Origin of the sequence: Niallia endozanthoxylica (assembly GCF_008710145.1) — a bacterium.
GTDB classification, from domain to species: domain Bacteria; phylum Bacillota; class Bacilli; order Bacillales; family Cytobacillaceae; genus Bacillus_BD; species Bacillus_BD endozanthoxylica.
Window position 1 is genome coordinate 1 of sequence record NZ_VYKL01000006.1, and the last position, 18752, is coordinate 18752.

18 protein-coding genes are annotated in these 18752 nt (G+C 38.9%); 5 read left to right on the top strand and 13 right to left on the bottom strand.

Translation table 11 applies throughout. The features are described 5' to 3' along the window. Positions 1–235: 235 nt before the first annotated feature. From F4V44_RS02045 to F4V44_RS02055, 3 genes are read right to left on the bottom strand one after another with little or no spacing between them, the layout of a single operon-like run. A complete protein-coding gene (locus tag F4V44_RS02045) occupies positions 236–1540 on the bottom strand; it encodes a TRAP transporter large permease (RefSeq protein WP_150438329.1) in 1305 nt (434 codons plus the stop codon). Further along, the gene (locus F4V44_RS02050) at positions 1530–2102 is read right to left on the bottom strand and encodes a TRAP transporter small permease (protein WP_150438330.1); all 573 of its coding nucleotides are present in this window, start codon (positions 2100–2102) and stop codon (positions 1530–1532) included. Before F4V44_RS02050 ends, F4V44_RS02045 begins: the two co-directional genes overlap by 11 nt. Before the next feature lie 24 nt (positions 2103–2126). Further along, complete coding sequence (locus F4V44_RS02055) at positions 2127–3191, bottom strand: TRAP transporter substrate-binding protein (protein WP_223881760.1); 1065 nt, start codon at positions 3189–3191, stop codon at positions 2127–2129. A 628-nt stretch (positions 3192–3819) separates the two neighbouring features. Between F4V44_RS02055 and F4V44_RS02060 the strand changes: the two genes are divergently transcribed. Beyond that, positions 3820–4755 (top strand): AEC family transporter, encoded by a 936-nt coding sequence (locus tag F4V44_RS02060; protein ID WP_150438331.1) that lies wholly within the window; start codon positions 3820–3822, stop codon positions 4753–4755. Between the two features lie 166 nt (positions 4756–4921). After that, entirely contained in the window at positions 4922–5389 is a 468-nt protein-coding gene (locus F4V44_RS02065; protein ID WP_150438332.1) for a GNAT family N-acetyltransferase, read from the top strand. An 81-nt stretch (positions 5390–5470) separates the two neighbouring features. Here the strand turns inward: F4V44_RS02065 and F4V44_RS02070 are convergent, their stop codons facing one another. The 7 genes from F4V44_RS02070 to F4V44_RS02100 form a co-directional block, all read right to left on the bottom strand. Then, positions 5471–6349, bottom strand: a complete 879-nt coding sequence (locus F4V44_RS02070; protein WP_191090524.1) for an alpha/beta hydrolase — start codon at positions 6347–6349, stop codon at positions 5471–5473. Positions 6350–7041: 692 nt separating this feature from the next. After that, on the bottom strand, positions 7042–7803 hold the full coding sequence (locus tag F4V44_RS02075; protein ID WP_150438416.1) for an isoprenyl transferase: 762 nt from the start codon (positions 7801–7803) through the stop codon (positions 7042–7044). Between the two features lie 124 nt (positions 7804–7927). Then, the gene (locus tag F4V44_RS02080; protein ID WP_150438334.1) at positions 7928–8779 is read right to left on the bottom strand and encodes a DUF817 domain-containing protein; all 852 of its coding nucleotides are present in this window, start codon (positions 8777–8779) and stop codon (positions 7928–7930) included. A gap of 99 nt (positions 8780–8878) precedes the next feature. Further along, positions 8879–9100: a helix-turn-helix domain-containing protein gene (locus F4V44_RS02085; protein WP_150438335.1), complete on the bottom strand. Its 222-nt coding sequence runs from the start codon at positions 9098–9100 to the stop codon at positions 8879–8881. A gap of 10 nt (positions 9101–9110) precedes the next feature. Then, positions 9111–9602, bottom strand: coding sequence for a DUF2975 domain-containing protein (locus F4V44_RS02090; RefSeq protein ID WP_150438336.1), 492 nt, complete (start codon positions 9600–9602; stop codon positions 9111–9113). Positions 9603–9887: 285 nt separating this feature from the next. After that, positions 9888–10889 (bottom strand): DUF3231 family protein, encoded by a 1002-nt coding sequence (locus F4V44_RS02095; protein WP_150438337.1) that lies wholly within the window; start codon positions 10887–10889, stop codon positions 9888–9890. Positions 10890–11086: 197 nt separating this feature from the next. Continuing rightward, on the bottom strand, positions 11087–12289 hold the full coding sequence (locus F4V44_RS02100; RefSeq protein ID WP_150438338.1) for an iron-containing alcohol dehydrogenase: 1203 nt from the start codon (positions 12287–12289) through the stop codon (positions 11087–11089). 366 nt (positions 12290–12655) lie between these two features. On the opposite strand from F4V44_RS02100, the gene F4V44_RS02105 reads away from it, so the two are divergent. Then, complete coding sequence (locus F4V44_RS02105; protein ID WP_150438339.1) at positions 12656–14497, top strand: SLC13 family permease; 1842 nt, start codon at positions 12656–12658, stop codon at positions 14495–14497. A gap of 350 nt (positions 14498–14847) precedes the next feature. Further along, positions 14848–15300: a DUF2269 family protein gene (locus tag F4V44_RS02110; RefSeq protein ID WP_150438340.1), complete on the top strand. Its 453-nt coding sequence runs from the start codon at positions 14848–14850 to the stop codon at positions 15298–15300. Positions 15301–15515: 215 nt separating this feature from the next. Here F4V44_RS02110 and F4V44_RS02115 read toward each other — a convergent pair whose 3' ends face one another. The 3 genes from F4V44_RS02115 to F4V44_RS27155 all read right to left on the bottom strand — a co-directional run bounded on the left by F4V44_RS02115 (position 15516) and on the right by F4V44_RS27155 (position 18336). Beyond that, a complete protein-coding gene (locus F4V44_RS02115) occupies positions 15516–16250 on the bottom strand; it encodes a CAP domain-containing protein (protein ID WP_150438341.1) in 735 nt (244 codons plus the stop codon). 571 nt (positions 16251–16821) lie between these two features. Further along, positions 16822–17706: a VOC family protein gene (locus F4V44_RS02120; protein WP_150438342.1), complete on the bottom strand. Its 885-nt coding sequence runs from the start codon at positions 17704–17706 to the stop codon at positions 16822–16824. Between the two features lie 489 nt (positions 17707–18195). After that, positions 18196–18336: a hypothetical protein gene (locus F4V44_RS27155; protein ID WP_191090525.1), complete on the bottom strand. Its 141-nt coding sequence runs from the start codon at positions 18334–18336 to the stop codon at positions 18196–18198. Between the two features lie 90 nt (positions 18337–18426). On the opposite strand from F4V44_RS27155, the gene F4V44_RS02130 reads away from it, so the two are divergent. Further along, positions 18427–18735 carry an HMA2 domain-containing protein gene (locus tag F4V44_RS02130; protein WP_150438343.1) on the top strand — a complete coding sequence of 103 codons (309 nt, stop codon included), beginning with the start codon at positions 18427–18429 and terminating at the stop codon, positions 18733–18735. Positions 18736–18752: the final 17 nt, after the last annotated feature.

Here is an 18752-nt window from a genome sequence, read left to right on the forward strand (position 1 = left end):
AATGTGGCGTTCTTAGTCTGTGATTCCACGAATGGACCTTTACGGGCAGTTGAATCTCCCACCTATCTTCTTTATATCCTTAGAATCTTGAGGTGGGAGTCTTACTGTCCGTTAAGAGTGGGATACACTAGAAGGCGCTAGATACCCTCCAGCTTATGCTGCACTGCACCTTGCCTTTCAATAGAAACACTCCCCTTATTTTCCTAGAAGGGGAGCATTTTAGGACAGATTATTGTCACTTAATCATATTCGGCAAAAAGGTGACGATTTCTGGGAAGATAATTAAAATAATGGTTAAAGCAAACATTGTGATAATTGCTGGGATAACTCCTCTGAAAATCGTTTGAATCGGTATGTCCTTTACAACACCACTGATAATATAAACACTTAGTCCAAGCGGCGGAGTTAATACACCAATATTAATCAGCATGATCATGATAATACCAAACCATAAACCATCAAATCCTAATTGTGTGATTAATGGATACACAATGGGAAGTGTCAGCGTCATAATCGCAATACCCTCAAGAAACATCCCCAGGATGAAATATACCACAAGAATCAATGCCAAAATTAAATAAGGTGAAACATCTAAAGTTCCAACAACATTTGTTAAATACATAGGAATCTGGCTTAATGCTAAAAACTTACCAAATAAGCCTGCCCCAATTAAAATCAAAAACAGCATAACCGTTAATCTAAGCGTTTCATCTAATGAAGAGATTAATCCTTTTAGATTTAGACGCTTCGTTATCAAAGTGAGGAAAAAGGCTCCAATGGCTCCGATTCCGCCAGCTTCACTTGGTGTAAATATCCCAAAATAAATACCACCAATACTAATAGCAAAGATTAAGAGAAATGGCCAAATACTTTTTAAAGAAGCAAACTTTGCTCCAATAGATGTAACTTCCGTTTTTCTAGGTGCAATTTCCGGATTTAGACGAACTTGAACATTAATCATCAGCATAAACATTAAGGTCATAATAATACCTGGAACCATTCCGCCAATTAATAATGGCCCAATAGGTTCCGACGTAAGAGCTCCATAGATAATCAAAAGAACACTTGGAGGAATCAATACTCCTAAAGTCCCCCCTGCAGCGACCGCTGCTGTAGAAAAATTCGTTTTATATTTGTAATGATTCATTTCAGGAATACAAATTTTTGCCAATGTTGCTGTTGTAGCATTGGATGAACCAGAAATAGCTGAAAAAATAGACGCAGCCCCTACCGTTGCAATGGCCAGGCCGCCACGCAAATGTCCAATCCACTTATCTACCGCATTAAATAAATCTTTTCCTAGACCGGTATTAGACATAAACATCCCCATTAAAATAAACATCGGGATTACACTTAATCCATAGTTATTAGATGTACCAAATGCTGAAGCACCTAATTGGGATAATCCAACACTCCAATCGGACAGCCAGGATACGCCCAAAAATCCAACTAAAAATAGCGATAGACCAACCGAAACTCTTAATAAGATTAATACCAATAATAAAATGATACCAATTACACCAACTAACTCAGGACTCACTCTTTTTCACCACCTTAAGTATGGACTGTAACGTATCTAGTAAATAGGTAAGCGTAAAAGCTACAGCACCAACTGCGCACACAAACATAAAGATATATAAGGGTAATCCAAGATCACCACTCAACTCCCCGCCCTGCATCGTTCTCATAGAATATAAGAACAGCTGCCAAGTCGTTAAAGTCATAAGAATAAATAAGATGAACGATGCAAGCGCGTATAAAGCTGCTTGTGCTTTTTCCGACATCATATTGGTTAAGAAGTCAATTTCAATATGGTCCTTTGAAAGCTGCCCTGAACCTAGGCTAAAGAAGATCATTAACGCTAAAGCAAGTCCTGTTAATTCATAGGTTCCTGTAATTGGGCTATTAAAAAAATACCGGCCAAGGACATCAGCGGTTGTTAAAAACATTAACAAGAAAAGGATAACACTAGAAATTTTATGCATTATGTTGTTGATAGACTTTGTAATCTTCTCTACCGTCAGTGTTAGTTTTTGTAAAAAAGACACCTCGTTAGGAGGATGAACTCCTAACGAAAGCGTTTTTTCTGTTTCATGGTTCATTCTAGAATCACCCCCGTTATTCTACTATTTGGATTCTATTAATTTTACTGCTTCGTCATAAATCTTTTGTCCATCAATTCCCTTTTTATCCATTTTTTCTATCCAGCTGTCTGTAACTGTCTGTGCACTTTCTTTAAACTTGGTTAATTCTTCTTCTGGTAAAGTAATAAATTCAGCACCAGCATCTTTTGCTTCTTTTTCAGCTCTTTCTTTTTGACCATCAAAAGCTTGTCCAGCTTGTTTTGCCATTGGTAAGCCTAAATATTTTTCTTCAATTAACTTTTGGTCTTCAGGTGAAATCTTGTTCCAGCTGTCTTTATTCATTGATACATAGAATAGATTTGTATTGAAGTTTCCAATTGTTACATAATCCACTAAATCAGTTAAATTAAAGTCCTTGATAGCTGCAATCGGTAAAATTCCCCCATCAATTACACCTTTTTGCATGGCATCATAGATTTCTGGTGCTGGAATGGAAACCGGCGTCGCTCCCCAAGCTTCTATCATTTCGCTGCCTTCAGTAGATGGAGTTCTCAATTTCAAGCCCTTCATATCTTTAAAACTTCTAACTGCTTTTCCTTTTGTAATAATGGCATATGGATCTGCTGCATGAACCCATAAAAGCTTAACGTCAGAGTATTCTTCCTGAATTTCAGGGAACTGATCATGTAATTTTTGCGTAACAATACTTAGTTCTTCTGCATTCCCATCTGCCATAAATGGTAAAAGCATAACAGATTGAGCTTCAAAGGTTCCCGCATTATAACCATGGATTCCTCTTCCAACATCCATAATCCCTGTTTTAATATTCTCTAAAGTATCCTTCGGTCCACCCAGCGAACCACCTGTATACATCTCGAAAGTTACACGGCCATCCGTTAATCCCTTAACATCTTCTGCGAATGTTGTGAAAGCTTCAGCGTTCTGTACATGGTCAGGTGAGTCCATACTGCCAAACTTGAACTCTATTGGTTTTACTTCACCATCTCCCTTGCTTTCACCGCTGGTACTGCCGCTTGAACAGGCTGAAACCATTAGCATAGATGCCAAAATCCCTGTTAGTGCAAATTTAAACTTTTTGTTCAACATTTCTTCTACCCCCAATAGCTATTTTGATATTTCTTTTTCATTCCTTCTAAAACGCTTACAATTGTTTCGGGAATTTCTATAAATATCTTTTAATCCAAACACTCCTATTTGACTAGTTTGAATTTTCCGTATTTTCATAATATATGAGTTTTTTACCTAATACAATAATCGATTTTCTCTATGCGGAACAAATGATTATTTTCTACTATTTTGCTGTTGCTTATATAATTATTTAAAAATAAAAAAATAGAGATTTATTCACATGATTAGTCTTAACAGTTATCTTATTCCGCTAGAAATTCATGCTTCCTCCTTTCAAGAAGAAATAGTTACAATCCGTATCTTATAATAGGAATTTTCTGAATAAAATATTATTTTTTCTCTATGCGGAATATATTAACTTTTTTTTGAATTACATTACTAAAAAGGGCGCTTCTTGGCACCATCTTCAATAAAAATACCAAGACGAATTATTAACACTTTTTCGAATATTGTGTTATTTTTTAAAATACAACTTAAAATTCACTAGAATACTTGAAAGGGGATAGAAAGACTTCATCCATAAATTACTATATAGATATATATTTTAGACAGAATAAATACAGTTTAAAAAGGAGATTGAAGGGACATGGATTATACCATATTAATATTTACTGTTCTAAAGTTAGCTGTGTTAATCGGGATTGGAATGTGGCTTGCAAATAAAATTGCTTTAACAAAAGATGTAAAAGGATTCTTAATCTTTGTCATAATAAATATTGCACTGCCTGCCATTATCCTAAGCGGATTCTTTCAGGTCAAAATTGATAATAGCTTATTGCATCAGATTGTGATTATTTTTATTTTCTCTCTTTGCTTTAATATTTTAGCGCTTCTAACAGGATGGGCATTCTCCAAATCGATTGGATTAGGAGCACTAAAAGCTCGTGAAACGGCCTTTTTATCAACATTCGGCAATTCCGGGCCAATCGGTATTCCTTTGTGTGCTTCTTTGTTTGGAGCTAAAGGGGCTGTGTATGCAGCTGTTTTCGATGCAGGCATGTCATTAACGCTGTGGACGGTTGGTACTCTGTTTGTTCAAGGAAAAACAAAAGTGACATTAAAAAACTTCAAGTCTATGATTTCTGCACCAAATATTGCGGTAACCATTGGGTTGATTTTCACCTTTTTCAAAATAGATCCGGGTGTTTTCGTTAAGGATGTAACCTCATCCTTGGGCGCAGTGGCAAGCCCATTAGCGATGATCTATATAGGAATGTTAGTGATGACAATCATTAAAGAGAAAAGAAAAGTCCCAGCAAAATTGGTTGCTATACCTGTTTCGTTTAAGTTAATTGTTTTTCCGGTAATCGGAATTTTAGTACTGACTCTATTACCTATTGCAGCAGACGTAGAACAAGTTCTACTCATTGAAATGGCCATGCCAGCAGTTACCGCAGCTTCGGTCATACTGGCACTATATAATGCGGATGAAAATTATGGAGTGATGCATACTTTGGTATCAAATTTGATTGTTCTTGTTTCATTACCGGTGATTGTCTTGCTTGGGGGAATGCTGCTTTAAGAAATAAGGGTACAGTCCTACTGAAACAGATAAAGAAGAACTCTGTTTCAGTAGAGCACCTAGTCTTGCAATTATTATCTTATAATAATAATAATAGAAGCAGGATAATCAACTATTTTTAGTAATAGTAAAAAATGAAGAATCTTTTATCTGAAGGAGTTTTTGTATGATTGTAAGACAAGCAACCGTTGATGAGATGCTGGCACTCTGGTATAAATTTTATACCTCTGAATTTTTTTCAGACCAAATAACGAAGGGCAATGCAGAGTTTTGGGCAATTGAATATCATGCGAGACTGATTGGTGAACTCTACCTATTCAAGTCCCTTGATGATCCTGATTTTGCTGATGGGAAGACAACTGCCTATCTTTACGGCTTCCAAATCGAAGAAATTATGCGCAGAAAAGCCCTTGGAACGATGCTGATGAACACGGTGTTGGATCGATTATGTGAGCTAAATTTCAACTATGCCACCATTGGTGTTGACCCTGATCACGAAGATAATATTCGATTATATAAGAGGATGGGGTTTACAGAAAGAATCAAAACACTTCGAGTAAACCCATGTGATGTAGACGAGAGCTTTCAGCCTGTCATCGGTCCGGAATACGTATTATTACGTAAAAAGCTGTAATAACGTTGAATTCAAATATGCCATTGTTTGTTATTTATTGAATGGCCTTGGCTGCTATAATTCGGGTGGTTCTCCCACTCGTTATAGTTCAGCCAACCATTTTTCCACTTCCTTATAAGTTTCAGAACTAAATAAAATCCCATCATGGTTATGATTGGGTAAAACCTTAGTAACGATATTTTGATTGGGACTAAACAGAGAATCAAACTTTTCGCTATAGAATAATTCATCTTTATCGCCTATAACAACGAATGAAGGTTTTGTGATTTTTTTTATATTTTGTTGGTAGTTCTGGGGGATACGTGACATAAGCAGACGAAAGCTCAAATTCAATGTTTCACCGCCATGTTGAATGTCCATAGGTTTAGTTACGTTTAAGATGTTCCAATGATGAAAACCTCGTATCCGTAATGCCTCAAATAAATAAAGAAGAATCAACTTTGCTAGAGACACTTTGGAGTTGCCGCCTTCATTTTTTCGATTTGTTGGAGCATTCGGATGAATATACGGCGCTATGAAAAGAAAGGCATCAATAAGGTCGGAGTACTGACTCCCTGAAAATCGCAGAACCGTTCCCCCTCCAATGGAGTGTCCTCCAAGAATAATCTTCGCGTGATTATTTTTTTCCTTTATTAAGTGAATCAGACCCGCTAGGTCATCATCTAATTGGCCAATATAATCCACATCGCCCTTACGTTCAGCATATGTACCATATCCTCTCAAATCCGGTGTATACACTTGTGCGAGATGATTGGACGAGACATACTCAGCTAAGCGAAATAGGTATTTACTATCCTCCGAAATACCATGCAGCAAAATTAATATTCTATTTGAATCAGAAGGATAGTGTCTAAAGTATAATTTACTTTTATCTCTTGTTACATAAGCTTGCTGCTGAGGGAGATTTGCCTGACAAATAAGTTCATACATCTCTTCTGGTTTGATTTCACTATAATTCATAGACCCGACCTCCTTCACCATCTTAGATTAATATGTTTATATTTTATAAGCTATCCTTTCCTATTCAATAATCTTGCTTTATCCGCGGAAAGCTGGTCCCTGTGCCCGCTAACGAGTTAATCAAACGTTTGTTTAATTTATAACTAACGCATTGCCCTCGACGCCGTGCGCTTTTAGGCCCCTCTTTTACAACAAAATACGAAAAGGTATAACCATTCGAGGATGATGATAAGAAAAAAACTCAGACCTTGTCTGAGTACCTATACTAATATTGAGTTTAGCTGTCTGCTTAGGATGACAACACATAGGCATCGATTCTTCAATTTATAGGCGACTGAGTTTTAGCTATTCGTTTCTTTTCAGGAGCCTATCAGGACTATAGGCGACCGGCTTTCTCCTTCTTACTTCTTTTTGGGCGCCTAGCAGGTCTATAGGCGACCGGCTTTCTCCTTTTTACCTCTTTTCAGGACCCTAGCAGGCCTCTAGGCGACCGACTTTCTCCTTTTTCCTTCTTTTCGGGCGCCTAGCAGGTCTATAGGCGACCAGCTTTCTCCTTTTTCCTTCTTTTCAGGAGCCTACCAGGCCTCTAGGCGACCGGCTTTTGGCTTTTTCCTTCTTTTAGGGCGCCTATCTGTCTCTAGCAGTGGGTGGATTTCCTCCAGTTCCCCCTCTGCAGCAGTACACTGATCATTCTATATTCCTCCATACCTTCTCTTGCGTTGCCTGTATTCTTCAAGCGCGTGCAGAAACTCCTTTTCAGAGAAATCCGGCCATAGTACATCGGTAAACCAGAACTCGGTGTAGGCCAGCTGCCAGAGCAGGAAATTGCTTAGACGTTTCTCCCCTCCGGTGCGAATCAGCAAATCAGGCTCTGGCAGGCCTTCTGTATACAGGTATTTTGAAAACTTCTGTTCATCCAGCTCATCTAGTGACAATTTTGCCTCATTTATATCCGCATACATTTCTTTTATCGCATGAAGAATTTCGTTCCTGCTTCCATAGTTGAGGGCAAAATTGAGCTGAAGACCGTCATTGTCCCGGGTGCGGTCAATGGCATATTGTATTGCCTCACGTGTGTGGGCCGGCAGTTTTCCCATATCACCGATCGCTTCAATGCGTACATTATTGGAGATTAGCTCTGGCAGATACACTTGTAAAAACTCCTTAGGAAGTCTTAATATCACATCTACCTCAGTCTTCGGACGTTTCCAGTTTTCCGTGGAAAACGTATAAAGTGTCAAGATCTTCACTTTGCATTTGACCGCTGCCTTGACGATTTTCACGACCGCAGATATGCCTTCTTTATGTCCGGCAACCCTTGGCAGGCCCCGCTTCCTGGCCCAGCGTCCGTTTCCATCCATAATGATGGCGATATGTTCCGGTGTATGACCCTCCATATAACGGAAGGATTCTTTCGATTGTTTATAATTAAAAAAAGGAATTTTCATTGACATCATGTGTCCCTCCGAAATGTTGTTAACCCCTCCAAGTACCTTTTGCATCCATTTCAGGAATGCAAATGGATTGGACACTGAATGGAATTCAGGCGTCTTTAGTTTTTATGCTTCCAAAGTCTCTTTATTGCTTAATATTTAAATCTTGCTGATAGGATTGTTTGTCGTTTCTTGAATATCTTCCCTCAGTTAAAATAGAACGCTCTCTATTTCGCGGAACGTTTCCCTTCACCTGCTTTAAGGTTGCTACAATAAGAAAGCTAACAATGACTAATAAGAGCCATGAACTCACCTTTCCTAGATGAACAAGACTCCATGCATCGGTTTGGTTTGGATACTCCCAGGCTCCAAAGAACGTTGCGATATTCTCGGCAATCCAGATGAAAAACCCAATAAGTACAAATGAAAATACGATTGGCATACGATATTGTTTTCCGCCAACCTCGTAAGTGACCCATGATGGCCAAAAGACGATGATGACCAGTCCTGATAACCACCATCGAACATCCATCCAATAATGATGAGTGAAAAAATTCAAATAAATCGCAGCAGCAAGTGGGACAACGGCCAAAAACGGCGGCCACTTAATCAAGTTAACGTTAAGCCTTCTCCACGCCTGGCAAAGATAACTCGCCACACTTGCGTACATGAATCCACTATACAATGGCACTCCCCAAATTTTGAAATACGCTTCCTCCGGATACGACCACGAGCCCATATGTACTTTGAATAGTTCAAGAGCTAATCCGATAAGATGGAACAATGTAATCACCTTTAGTTCATCTCGTGTTTCAAGGCCTGAACGCACCATCTGCCACTGCATAAGCAGGCAGATGATGAGCAGCCAATCATAACGAGCAAGGAAGGGAAGTTGTATGAATTTTGTAAGAGCTAACGAGGCAAAAATAACGACTGGAAACAAACAGGATAATGCCTGCTCCCAGCCAAAACGAACGAGCTGTTTTAATGCTCTCATGATTTGTGCCCCCCATTTTTGATGAGAATACATAAATTCCCCCAATCCACCATCTATCCTTTAATAACCACCTAAAGTTGGTAAAGTCTAAAACACCCGCTACCCTTGTGTTTCTTCATCATTTCTGTATTCTAAAATATCCCCTGGCTGGCAATCTAAAGCCTTGCAAATAGCCTCTAAAGTGGAAAATCGAATCGCTTTTGCCTTGCCATTTTTTAATATAGAAAGGTTAGCCATCGTAATTCCAACTCTCTCTGACAGTTCGGTTACACTCATTTTTCGTTTCGCCAGCATCACATCGATATTGATTATTATCGCCATTGTTATCACCTCAGACCGTTAAATCGTTTTCTGATTTTATATCTATCGCTTCTTTTAAAAGCCTCTGCAGAACTGCCGCAAAGACCGCGATCACCAACGAAGCACCAACAATGACCATTCCAATCAAGACGAGACCCGGTGCATCATCCCACTGGGCTATGGGGAAGAGCAATGGCAGGGCTGCCACATACAAACTGCTAATGGTAATCGCACAGTTTTTAATTTTCTTTAAAGCAATAACAGATAAATCCGAGAACGCTTGATTCTTGTCAATATAAGTTAAAAGTCTAAATGCTTGATACAACGCAAAGTAAAACGGTATCGCGGATACATACATAATAAATAAAAGGCCAAATACGATATAAGCCAACTGTGCCCCTTCTTTGGCATGTTCAAATGCTGTGCTTGCTAACTGTGGCAGCAAAAATACGCATAAAGCCAGAACTGGAATACCAATAATGATAACAGCTGCCTTTAAAAATAAAGTTGAACCTTTTTTCATAAAAAGCACCTCTCTTTTTTATTTACGATTTGATATTATCATGCTATTTATCGTTTTTCAATAAATTTTTATCCTTTTTAATTGATTATTTATTGCAAAACAAATGATACTCCAAACTTTTACCAGATAAGCATACGCACCATCCCTTTATCTATCTGTACAAAAAAAGACTGACTCAAAAAGTATGAACGAACTTTTGAGTCAGCTTTTTTAGATCAGTTTTATTCAAGGGGACATGAAGGCAGATCCCTAAAACAATCTTTAAGCATGAAAACCTTTCTCATGCTATTTAACTAAATGATCTCGGTCAGCAGCTTGTGGAGGTTGTTCCATCCAGCCATGTTCAATCATAAGATTCGCTGCCTCTTCTGTAAACAGAGCGATTTCTGCCATTAAACGTGTATAATGGGTCCCAACATCTCTTCTTGAACTTGAAGAAATCGCTGATCCATAGTTACCTATTCCTAATGCATTTAACGAGGTAATATGAAATAACATTAATTTATCGGAAAATGGAGAAGTCGTTGAATCGGTTGCATAGATCGCCGGAGAATCAAAGGATGAAAGGCCCTCCTCTTTTAAGACAGCTGTAAATATATTAGAATGTTTAGCGGCAATCTCCTTGCCCCTAATACATAAATGACGAATATCCTTGGATTTAGCTACTTGACTGAACCCTGTCATGACTGTAATACCTATGATGTTTGTCATAGCATTTTTAAATAAATGAGTGATTTCAAGTGCATTTAAAGGTCTTCTTTCACCAAACCACCCTGTTAAAAAGCTTTTCTTTTTGACAAAGTCTATTTTTTGGGGAATGGGAATGTATGGTGCACGAACGAATAATCCTTTTTTTAAAGCTAATTCCCGTGCTTTTGTATCTGTATCAGCAGAACCATTTAATACTTCCCGGTAATAATCGTTCACATCTGACCTGCTGCACAATGACAGTGATAATGAGTAAGCCTGCAATTCCACACTGCTCATGAGCCAAATATAACACAGATAGAAAGGATCAGAAAAAAGACGGGGAGCTTGTAAGTTTACATCTTTTTCAGTAAATCCTCGAGGAATAGGAAAGTTCTCTTTCAGAAGAATTTCTTTAATTTTAGGAATACGTTTATTACAAATAGTTAATCCATGCTTCAGAAGTGACTCAATATCTGGGTCTTCGACGTTTTCTAGGAAATGAAGAAACATACATTTTGTGATTGTTTCTGAAAAATAGGAGCTCCACAAGGCACCCATTTCTGCTGAAGTTAGATCCATATGTTGGTTGTTTTCCATTGAATTTTCCCCCCATTATAATTTCATAAAAACTTCCAAGTAATGGTTAGTATTGTCCAATGAAAAACATTATTATGCTCAGATTGATGAACTCAGCCTTTTACTAAAGAAAAAAGAACTCAAGTCTTTTCATCCCTGAGTCCCTTCGATCGATTCCAATATCAATTGGTATGATTTGCCTCTCCACCCGCCAATTCTTATTCAAATACTTCCTCATACATACGAAGTACCTCTTCAGCTGTTAGAGGGTGTGTCGCAGCGATTGAGTCCTGACCTAATCCTGATACGCGTATCGTTTCTTCTGCCATCAGCTTCAAATCTTCTTTTTTCACTCCAACATTTTTCAATGTATCGTAGGTGCCAATGTCTTTAAACCAGCTTACTAGTGCTTCAATTGTAGCGTCACAGGCCGCAGCATCATCCTCCTGTGTAATGTTAAACACTTGCCGGCCCAGTCTTGCCAGGCGATGCGGGCGGTCCTTTTTAATAATTTGACGAAAATAAGCTGGAGTGAGAATCGCCAATCCGCGCCCATGGGATATATCATAATGTGCGGACAACGTATGTTCTATTTGATGAACCGGGAAAGGACCGCCTCTTCCTGCATTTGCGATGCCGATTAAAGCGAGCGTACTTGTCCAAAGAAGATGCGCGCGGGCGTTATAATCCTCTGGATGATTAAGCGCCGTCTTAGCATATTTGACTGCGTTTCGCATCAACCCTTCTGTAATCTCATCTTGAACATTTGCATTCTCATCACCTGTCATATATCCCTCGTACAAATGCGTGAACATATCGACCGCTCCATCCGCCGTATAGCTGGCAGATACAGTATAGGTTAATTCCGGATCAAGGATGGCTGTACGTGGGAAAAGAGCTGGACCTGCGATTCCTGATTTTTCCTTCATTTCCCAGTTCGTAATAACAGCATTGGAATTGGCTTCAGATCCTGTCGCTGCTAACGTTGGGATCGTTATAATAGGGAGCGCCTCTTGAATTGGCAGCAATTCCTTCCAAAGACCGGTTTTATTTCCTCTTATATATTCATGAATCGGTCTGGCGGAAACAGCCACAGTTGCAATGGCTTTAGAAGCATCCATGGCAGAACCGCCGCCTAAAGCGAGAATTAAATCACATTGTTCCTCACGAGCAATTTGTCCGCCTCTATCCACAGTTTCTGCCCGTGGATTCGGTTCTACTTGATCGAACACAACAAAATCAACACCTGCCTCTTTGAGAGACTCAGTCACTTTATTCAGTGATCCTGTTTTTTTCGTTGAAGTACGACCCGTCACCAATAATACTTTCTTTCCGTATTCTTTGACAATCTCTCCAGTACGACTAACCTCGCCTTTACCAAAAATAATCTTCGTCGGAATGTTTAAAGTGAAATTTAACATACTAACTCTCCTTTTCACATGGGTGATGGAAGTTGTTCAGAAGTTTTCTCTTGTGCAATAGACATGGAACGTTCACGATTGATGATTACCTGCTAGTTTCAAGCATATGTAAAAAACAACCTTCCATTAACAAACATATATTTTTCATCTAGCAAAATCAATTATTCCATCTTCATGGATGGTATCCCAAGCTTTAAAGGTTGCCGAAGCAAATGCGCCAATTACCCCCATTCTCCTGTATTACTCTCTGATGGCCAGTCTATTCCCCAGATACCTTTATTTCTTTTTCCCTGTACGTTACTATTAACTATGTATACCCAATATTTGGAACCTGAAAAAATGACTAATGAAAGGATTTCCCGATACATGCAATTAATCATGACCTTTATTATCCTTGCTTTAACCATTTTTCTTTTTATGAGTAATCGTGTGCGGGCTGATTTTGTAAGTATCCTGGCGTTATTAGCGCTTGTCCTCTCGGGTATTCTAGAGCCGGCAGAGGCCTTAGCCGGTTTTTCAAACTCAGTCGTTATTATGATTGCCGCACTATTTGTAGTTGGAGCCGGCATCCGGAGGACGGGACTTGCCCAAAAGGCTGGAGATTTGCTGCTGCATTGGTCAGGCAATAGCGAGAAGAAGCTATTTATCTTTCTGTTACTGATTGTCCTGTTTGTTGGATCCTTTATGAGTAATACAGGGACAGTGGCTATTATGCTGCCGGTGGTCATCAGTATTGCCATCAGCATCAAAAGGGATGTATCAAAGTTTTTAATTCCCCTTTCCTTTACAGCCAGTTTATCCGGATTAATGACATTGATTGCTTCGCCGCCCAATCTTATTGTGAGTCAGCTTCTGTCCGATAACGGATTTGAAAGGCTTAGCTTCTTTTCTATTACACCAATTGGAGTCGTTGCTGCGATCACTGGGATCACTTATTTGTTTCTCGTTCGAAATATCCTGCTGCCGGACAATCAAAGTAAAAAGCAGGTAGAGAATCATCAGATTACACCGAAAGAGCTTATTCTCAATTATAGGCTGGAGAATAATTTACACCGCGTTCATGTATTGGATGACTCACTATTGGTAGAAAAGCGCTTATCACAATTGAAAATCCCTTCGAAGTATCATTTAGCGATTTTAAAAATCGAACGCAAAATGGCAGAGGGGCGAATGCTTTTACCGATGACCTATCAAGAAATGGCTGGGCCGGAGAGTGTGATTCACGAAAAGGATATTCTCTATATTCAAGGCTCCCTTTCCCAAGTAGAAAGGCTGGCAAAGGATTTTGAACTCATTATTGAAAAAAAGGATCCGTATGATGAGGTTTTGGTCTCAAGTAAAATGGGGATTGCCGAAGTACTGCTGACACCTGATTCACGTTTGATTAATAGGACCATTTCAGATGTTGATTTTCGCAAAAGATACAATGTGAACGTGATTGCCATTAACAGAAAAGGACATTATTTGATGAAGGATATGTCTACGGTAAAGCTGCGTTTCGGAGATGCCCTGTTAGTACAAGGCTCATGGGAGGATATTGAGTATCTTTCCAGAGAAACGAAGGATGTAGTTGTAGTCGGGCAGCCGAAGGAGCATGCAAGCCTGGCATCTGCAAGCGGCAAAGCACCTGTTGCCGGTTTGATTCTTCTGCTCATGGTTGCCTTAATGGTATTCGAGGTCTTTCCCGCTGTCATTTCTGTCTTAATTGGTTCAGTCTTAATGATTGTGACAGGATGCTTGCGTAACATGGATGATGCCTACAATCAACTGAATTGGGAAAGCATTGTATTAATCGCCTGTATGCTTCCGCTGGCAACAGCATTAGAGAAAACAGGCGGCATGGTATTTATATCTGAAGGAATCATTGACCTATTAGGAGGATTTGGTTCGATTGGAGTCCTCGCTGGAATCTATTTACTCACAATGATATTCGGCCAATTTATCAGCAATACAGCCACAGCCGTTTTATTTGCACCTATCGGAATCAATGCTGCACTCAATTTAAGTGTCAGTCCGTATCCTTTTCTGATAGCTGTTGCAGTTGCCGCTGGTATGTCCTTCGCCACACCCGTAGCATCGCCGACAAACGCATTAGTCATGACAGCAGGGGGCTATAAATTTATTGATTTTGTAAAAATCGGCATTCCCCTGCAGGTAATTATGTTTATCGTCATGATGATTACCATTCCGATTCTCTTTTCGTTCTAATGTCCAAGAAGTGACAAGATGACAAGTCTGAACAGCCCCCTTAATTATTCTAACAATTGGGGGTGCTGTTCACTTTTAGCCCTGCTTTATTTTCCAATAAACATTTGTGTTCAGTAGTAAAAAATGGACTTAGATCTCCTTCTACCAAGATCCACTTTAACATTCCATTCAATGATAGGAACAACGTGAAATAGTTTGCAAAACAAGATTTTCCCGGATGCCACAGCGACAAACAACATTACTAATGTAAAAATTATGTAAATTTTATTTTTTCGACATTTTTCCACAAGACCCTTCTAAAGTCCTGTGATATGATGACTAGGCTAAAACAAACTTAGGAGGTAAGAATTATGTCTTTATATGGATTTATCCTTTTAATCCATGTTCTTGGTGCGGTATGTGGAATTGGGGCGTCATTCGCATCACCATTTTTATTAAACAGAGCAAAAACAGCAAAACAAGCAGAGTTTGCTATTCATGTTAATCATTCAATTGATAAATTAGTAGTTATAGGAACTTTTACACTACTTGGAACAGGTTTAATTTTGGGTGCGTTAAATTCTAGTTTATTTGCACAAGGCTGGTACATCGCTTCACTTATTCTTTTCGTAACCATATTGCCCGTTGCTGGCTTTATCGTCCCTAAAAAAACAGCCCAACAAGTAGAAATCCTAAAAAATCATAATGGGGATGAACTCCCGGATTCTTACATGAAGGTAAAAAAACAAGCAGCTCCGTTCAATCGCTATACATATCTAGCAACAATCATTATCATTATTTTCATGGTAACAAAGCCGTTTTAATTTGCGCTTTGTCCACTTGAATAGCCGATAAACCAAACATCGTTTTTGGGGGCTAAGATAGACAAATACAAAAAGGGCATGGAACATTCATGCCTTTTTCGTATTCTATTTTGTTAATTATGAGAAATTTTAATGTGACAGGCCCCTCTTCCCGTATTTCGCCTAGAAGGACCGAGGTCATGGGACCTGTTCTTTTGGACCGCTCTTAGTCTTGTTTATTTTCCAATAAACATTTGTGTCCAATAGTTTCCTTGCTGTGAGTGACCGACACCGATGTGAGTAAAGTTTGCACTTAAGATGTTTTTACGATGTCCCTCACTATTCATCCATGCCTGGACAACTTCCTCAGGTGATCGTTGACCCATTGCAATATTTTCACCTGCCGCTCTATAGGAAATACCAAATTGTTTCATCATATCAAAAGGTGATCCATAGGTTGGGCTTGTGTGGCTAAAATAGCCTTTGTTAGCCATATCGAGTGACTTTTCACGGGCCACTTTACTTAACTCTGTATCTACTTGTAATGGAGCTAAGCCATTTTTAGCACGCTCTTGGTTAGTCAAATCAACTACCTTTTGTTCGTACTCGCTTAAAGCACTCGTCGTTTGCGGTGTTTGCTGCTCCGTTGCTGGCGCCTGTTGCTCAACAGGTGTTTGAGTGGTTGGAGAAGGGGTCTGAACGACCGGCGCCTGCTCAACAGGTGTCTGCGTTTCCGGCGTTGTTGCAGGATTCTGCTGTGTTGTCGTATTCGTTGTTGTCTTATATCCTAAACTAGCAAAATATTTTTGTAAGTAATTATTCCATTCTGCAAGATTATGTCCTTGATAGACGTATACCTTTTTTTGTACGGTCATTGTATTTTCGGCTGCACTCGCTTTTTCTACCACTGGACTTGCCATAGCGATTGTTGCAGCTGCGGCAATCGTAAGCATTACTTTTTTCTTGAACATCTTTTTACCTCCTAAAATTCGAACCTATCGTTCCTAACAGCCTTATCGTAACATATGCTTTTTTGTCATATTTCAGGAAGAAATTAACAAACATTTCCCCACGCTGCAGCTGCAAAACCTTCTTACCTCATACAATCCATTGTGTATAGGGCAATTGTTCACTATTCGAGCTTCAAATCTTTCTCACCTATAAATCTTCCAGTCATTTAAAGATATTCCAATAATTATGTAAAAAGTGGGGCTTGACAGTTTTTTAGATAAAGGGTTTTTTTAACGTTTATTTCAGAATCATTTCTGAAATAACGAAATCTAGACAGGGGTGAAACGCGGGAGGCGGTTCATTATGCAGTGCCATTCTCATCAATTGACTCGTATGATAGAACGACAGAAAAAATGAAAAGTGGACCTAGAATCCTTCTATCTAGGTCCACTTTAACATTCCATTCAATGATAGGAACAATGTGAAATAAGATTATTCGAGATGTCACAGTGACAAAATTTAGCTTAGACGAGTCAGAATCAAGCTCTCTTTCTGACAAATTTTCTCTTCTTAAATTCCACTTGTCTTTTATTATTTTTCAAATCGAGCTTTTTCTAATGCATTTATATCGATTTTTTTCATTTTTAAAAGCTCTTGATTCACTCTTTGAATTTCCTCTTTTGAACCTTTATTCAAAATCTCATCTATGTTATCCGGTACGATTTGCCATGAAAGTCCATATTTATCCTTCACCCATCCGCATTGTTCTGCCTCAGGTACGGCAGAAAGTCTATCCCAGAAGTAATTAATCTCTTGCTGATCTTTACAGTTTACAATTAAAGAAAATGCTTCATTAAAGTGGTAATCTACATCAAATGCATTATCCATTGCGGAAAAATTCAGGCCTCCAAGCTTAAAAGCAGCATAATTTACCTTTGCTTTTGGCGACGCCGCTTCCCCTTTCCCATACTTGCTTAAGAATTCAATTCCGGAGTCCTTAAATATTTCTGTATAGAACAGCAACGCTTCTTCAGCCTTTCCACATGAATCATTTGAAAAAAGTAAGTTTGGTGTAATTTTTTGAACTGCTTGATGATTGTCCATAAGCATCAGCTGCCAAGACAGTCCATATCGATCTTGAACCCAGCCATACCACTTACAAAAAGGATACTCGCCTAAGGCCATTAATTCGGTACCGCCTTCTGATAGTGCCTTCCATTTAGTATTGACTTCTTCTACAGAGTCGCAAGCGACCATCAAGGAAATGGACGGATTAAATTTGAAGTAAGGTCCCGCACTAATGGCTTGAAATGGCTGTCCGTCCAATTCAAAGCTTACCCATTCTGCATCCCCAGAAGGAGTGTTTTCAAGGACGGTCACACTTAAAAGTTTTGATCGATCAAATAAACTGACATAAAACGATGCAGCTTCTTTCGCTTCTTTGTCATACCATAAATGTGGCACTATTTTTTGCATAAGGACCCTCCTGCTAAATGAACTCTTTTATTCGTTACCATTAGGTTTAAATAATCATAGTTTATCCTTTAAAAGAAAATTATAAAATGGAGGGGAAGCCCCGGTTCTGAGGTTTCCTGAAAAAGATGTGCAGAGGTTTCCCTGCAATCTCTTTCACACAAAAAGCCCCTGTAGAGTAGTCTTGTTTAAGTGTCTACTCTACAGGGGCTAGTTTAAGGAACTGGTCTGCTTCATTATGTAAAGCCACCTTTGCCGTATTTAGTATAAGAAAGTTTTAAACCACCACTCCTAAAAGTGGGTGTTCGCAGAAACATTTCTGCCTGTCCTCCTTGTCATATAGACAGAGGCTTGTCATTCCTGTTTCAATTAAAACTCCCTGTTACAGCTTATAAGGTTAAAACTTAATTATGAATACGAACAATGTAGCTTATGAGACTATATTACTATAAAAATGCTGTTCATTCAATGGTAATTGTTTCTGACGTTTCACTATGGGATGGGTTTACCATTCAACGGTGAAACGTCAGAACCGGCAGACTTTTCAAGACTTGAGCGGTCCCCTTGTTTCTTTGGAACAACGGACCTGTCCCCACGATCCAACGAAACTTTTAGATAGTACCTAGTACTCAAGAAAGGCGCATTCCTCTTCTAGATTATCCCCATTGCTAATTATTTGAATTATCATTATAATTTGGATATAGATTAATTTTAGGAGGCATCATGTTAAAGGAAGCGCTTTATTTTCAGCAATTAAAAAAGTATGAGCGTAGATTAAACATACATCACATCAGAATCGTTCATTTTATTCCAGGAAGAATCCGTTTGAAAAGCGAATTATGGAAACAAAATGAACCTCTGTTACAAAAGGTGGAGGCTGTCATCAAAAAAGAGCCTTTTGTAAAAAAAATCAGTTTCGAAGTTTTTACAGGCAGTCTTGTCATTGAATTTCAACTCAAGGAACCGCCTCCACTTGAAATCGTTAAACTGTGGGTTGAACGAATAATAAAGTTACATAGGATAAAAGATTAGTAAGTTCATAGGAGGTT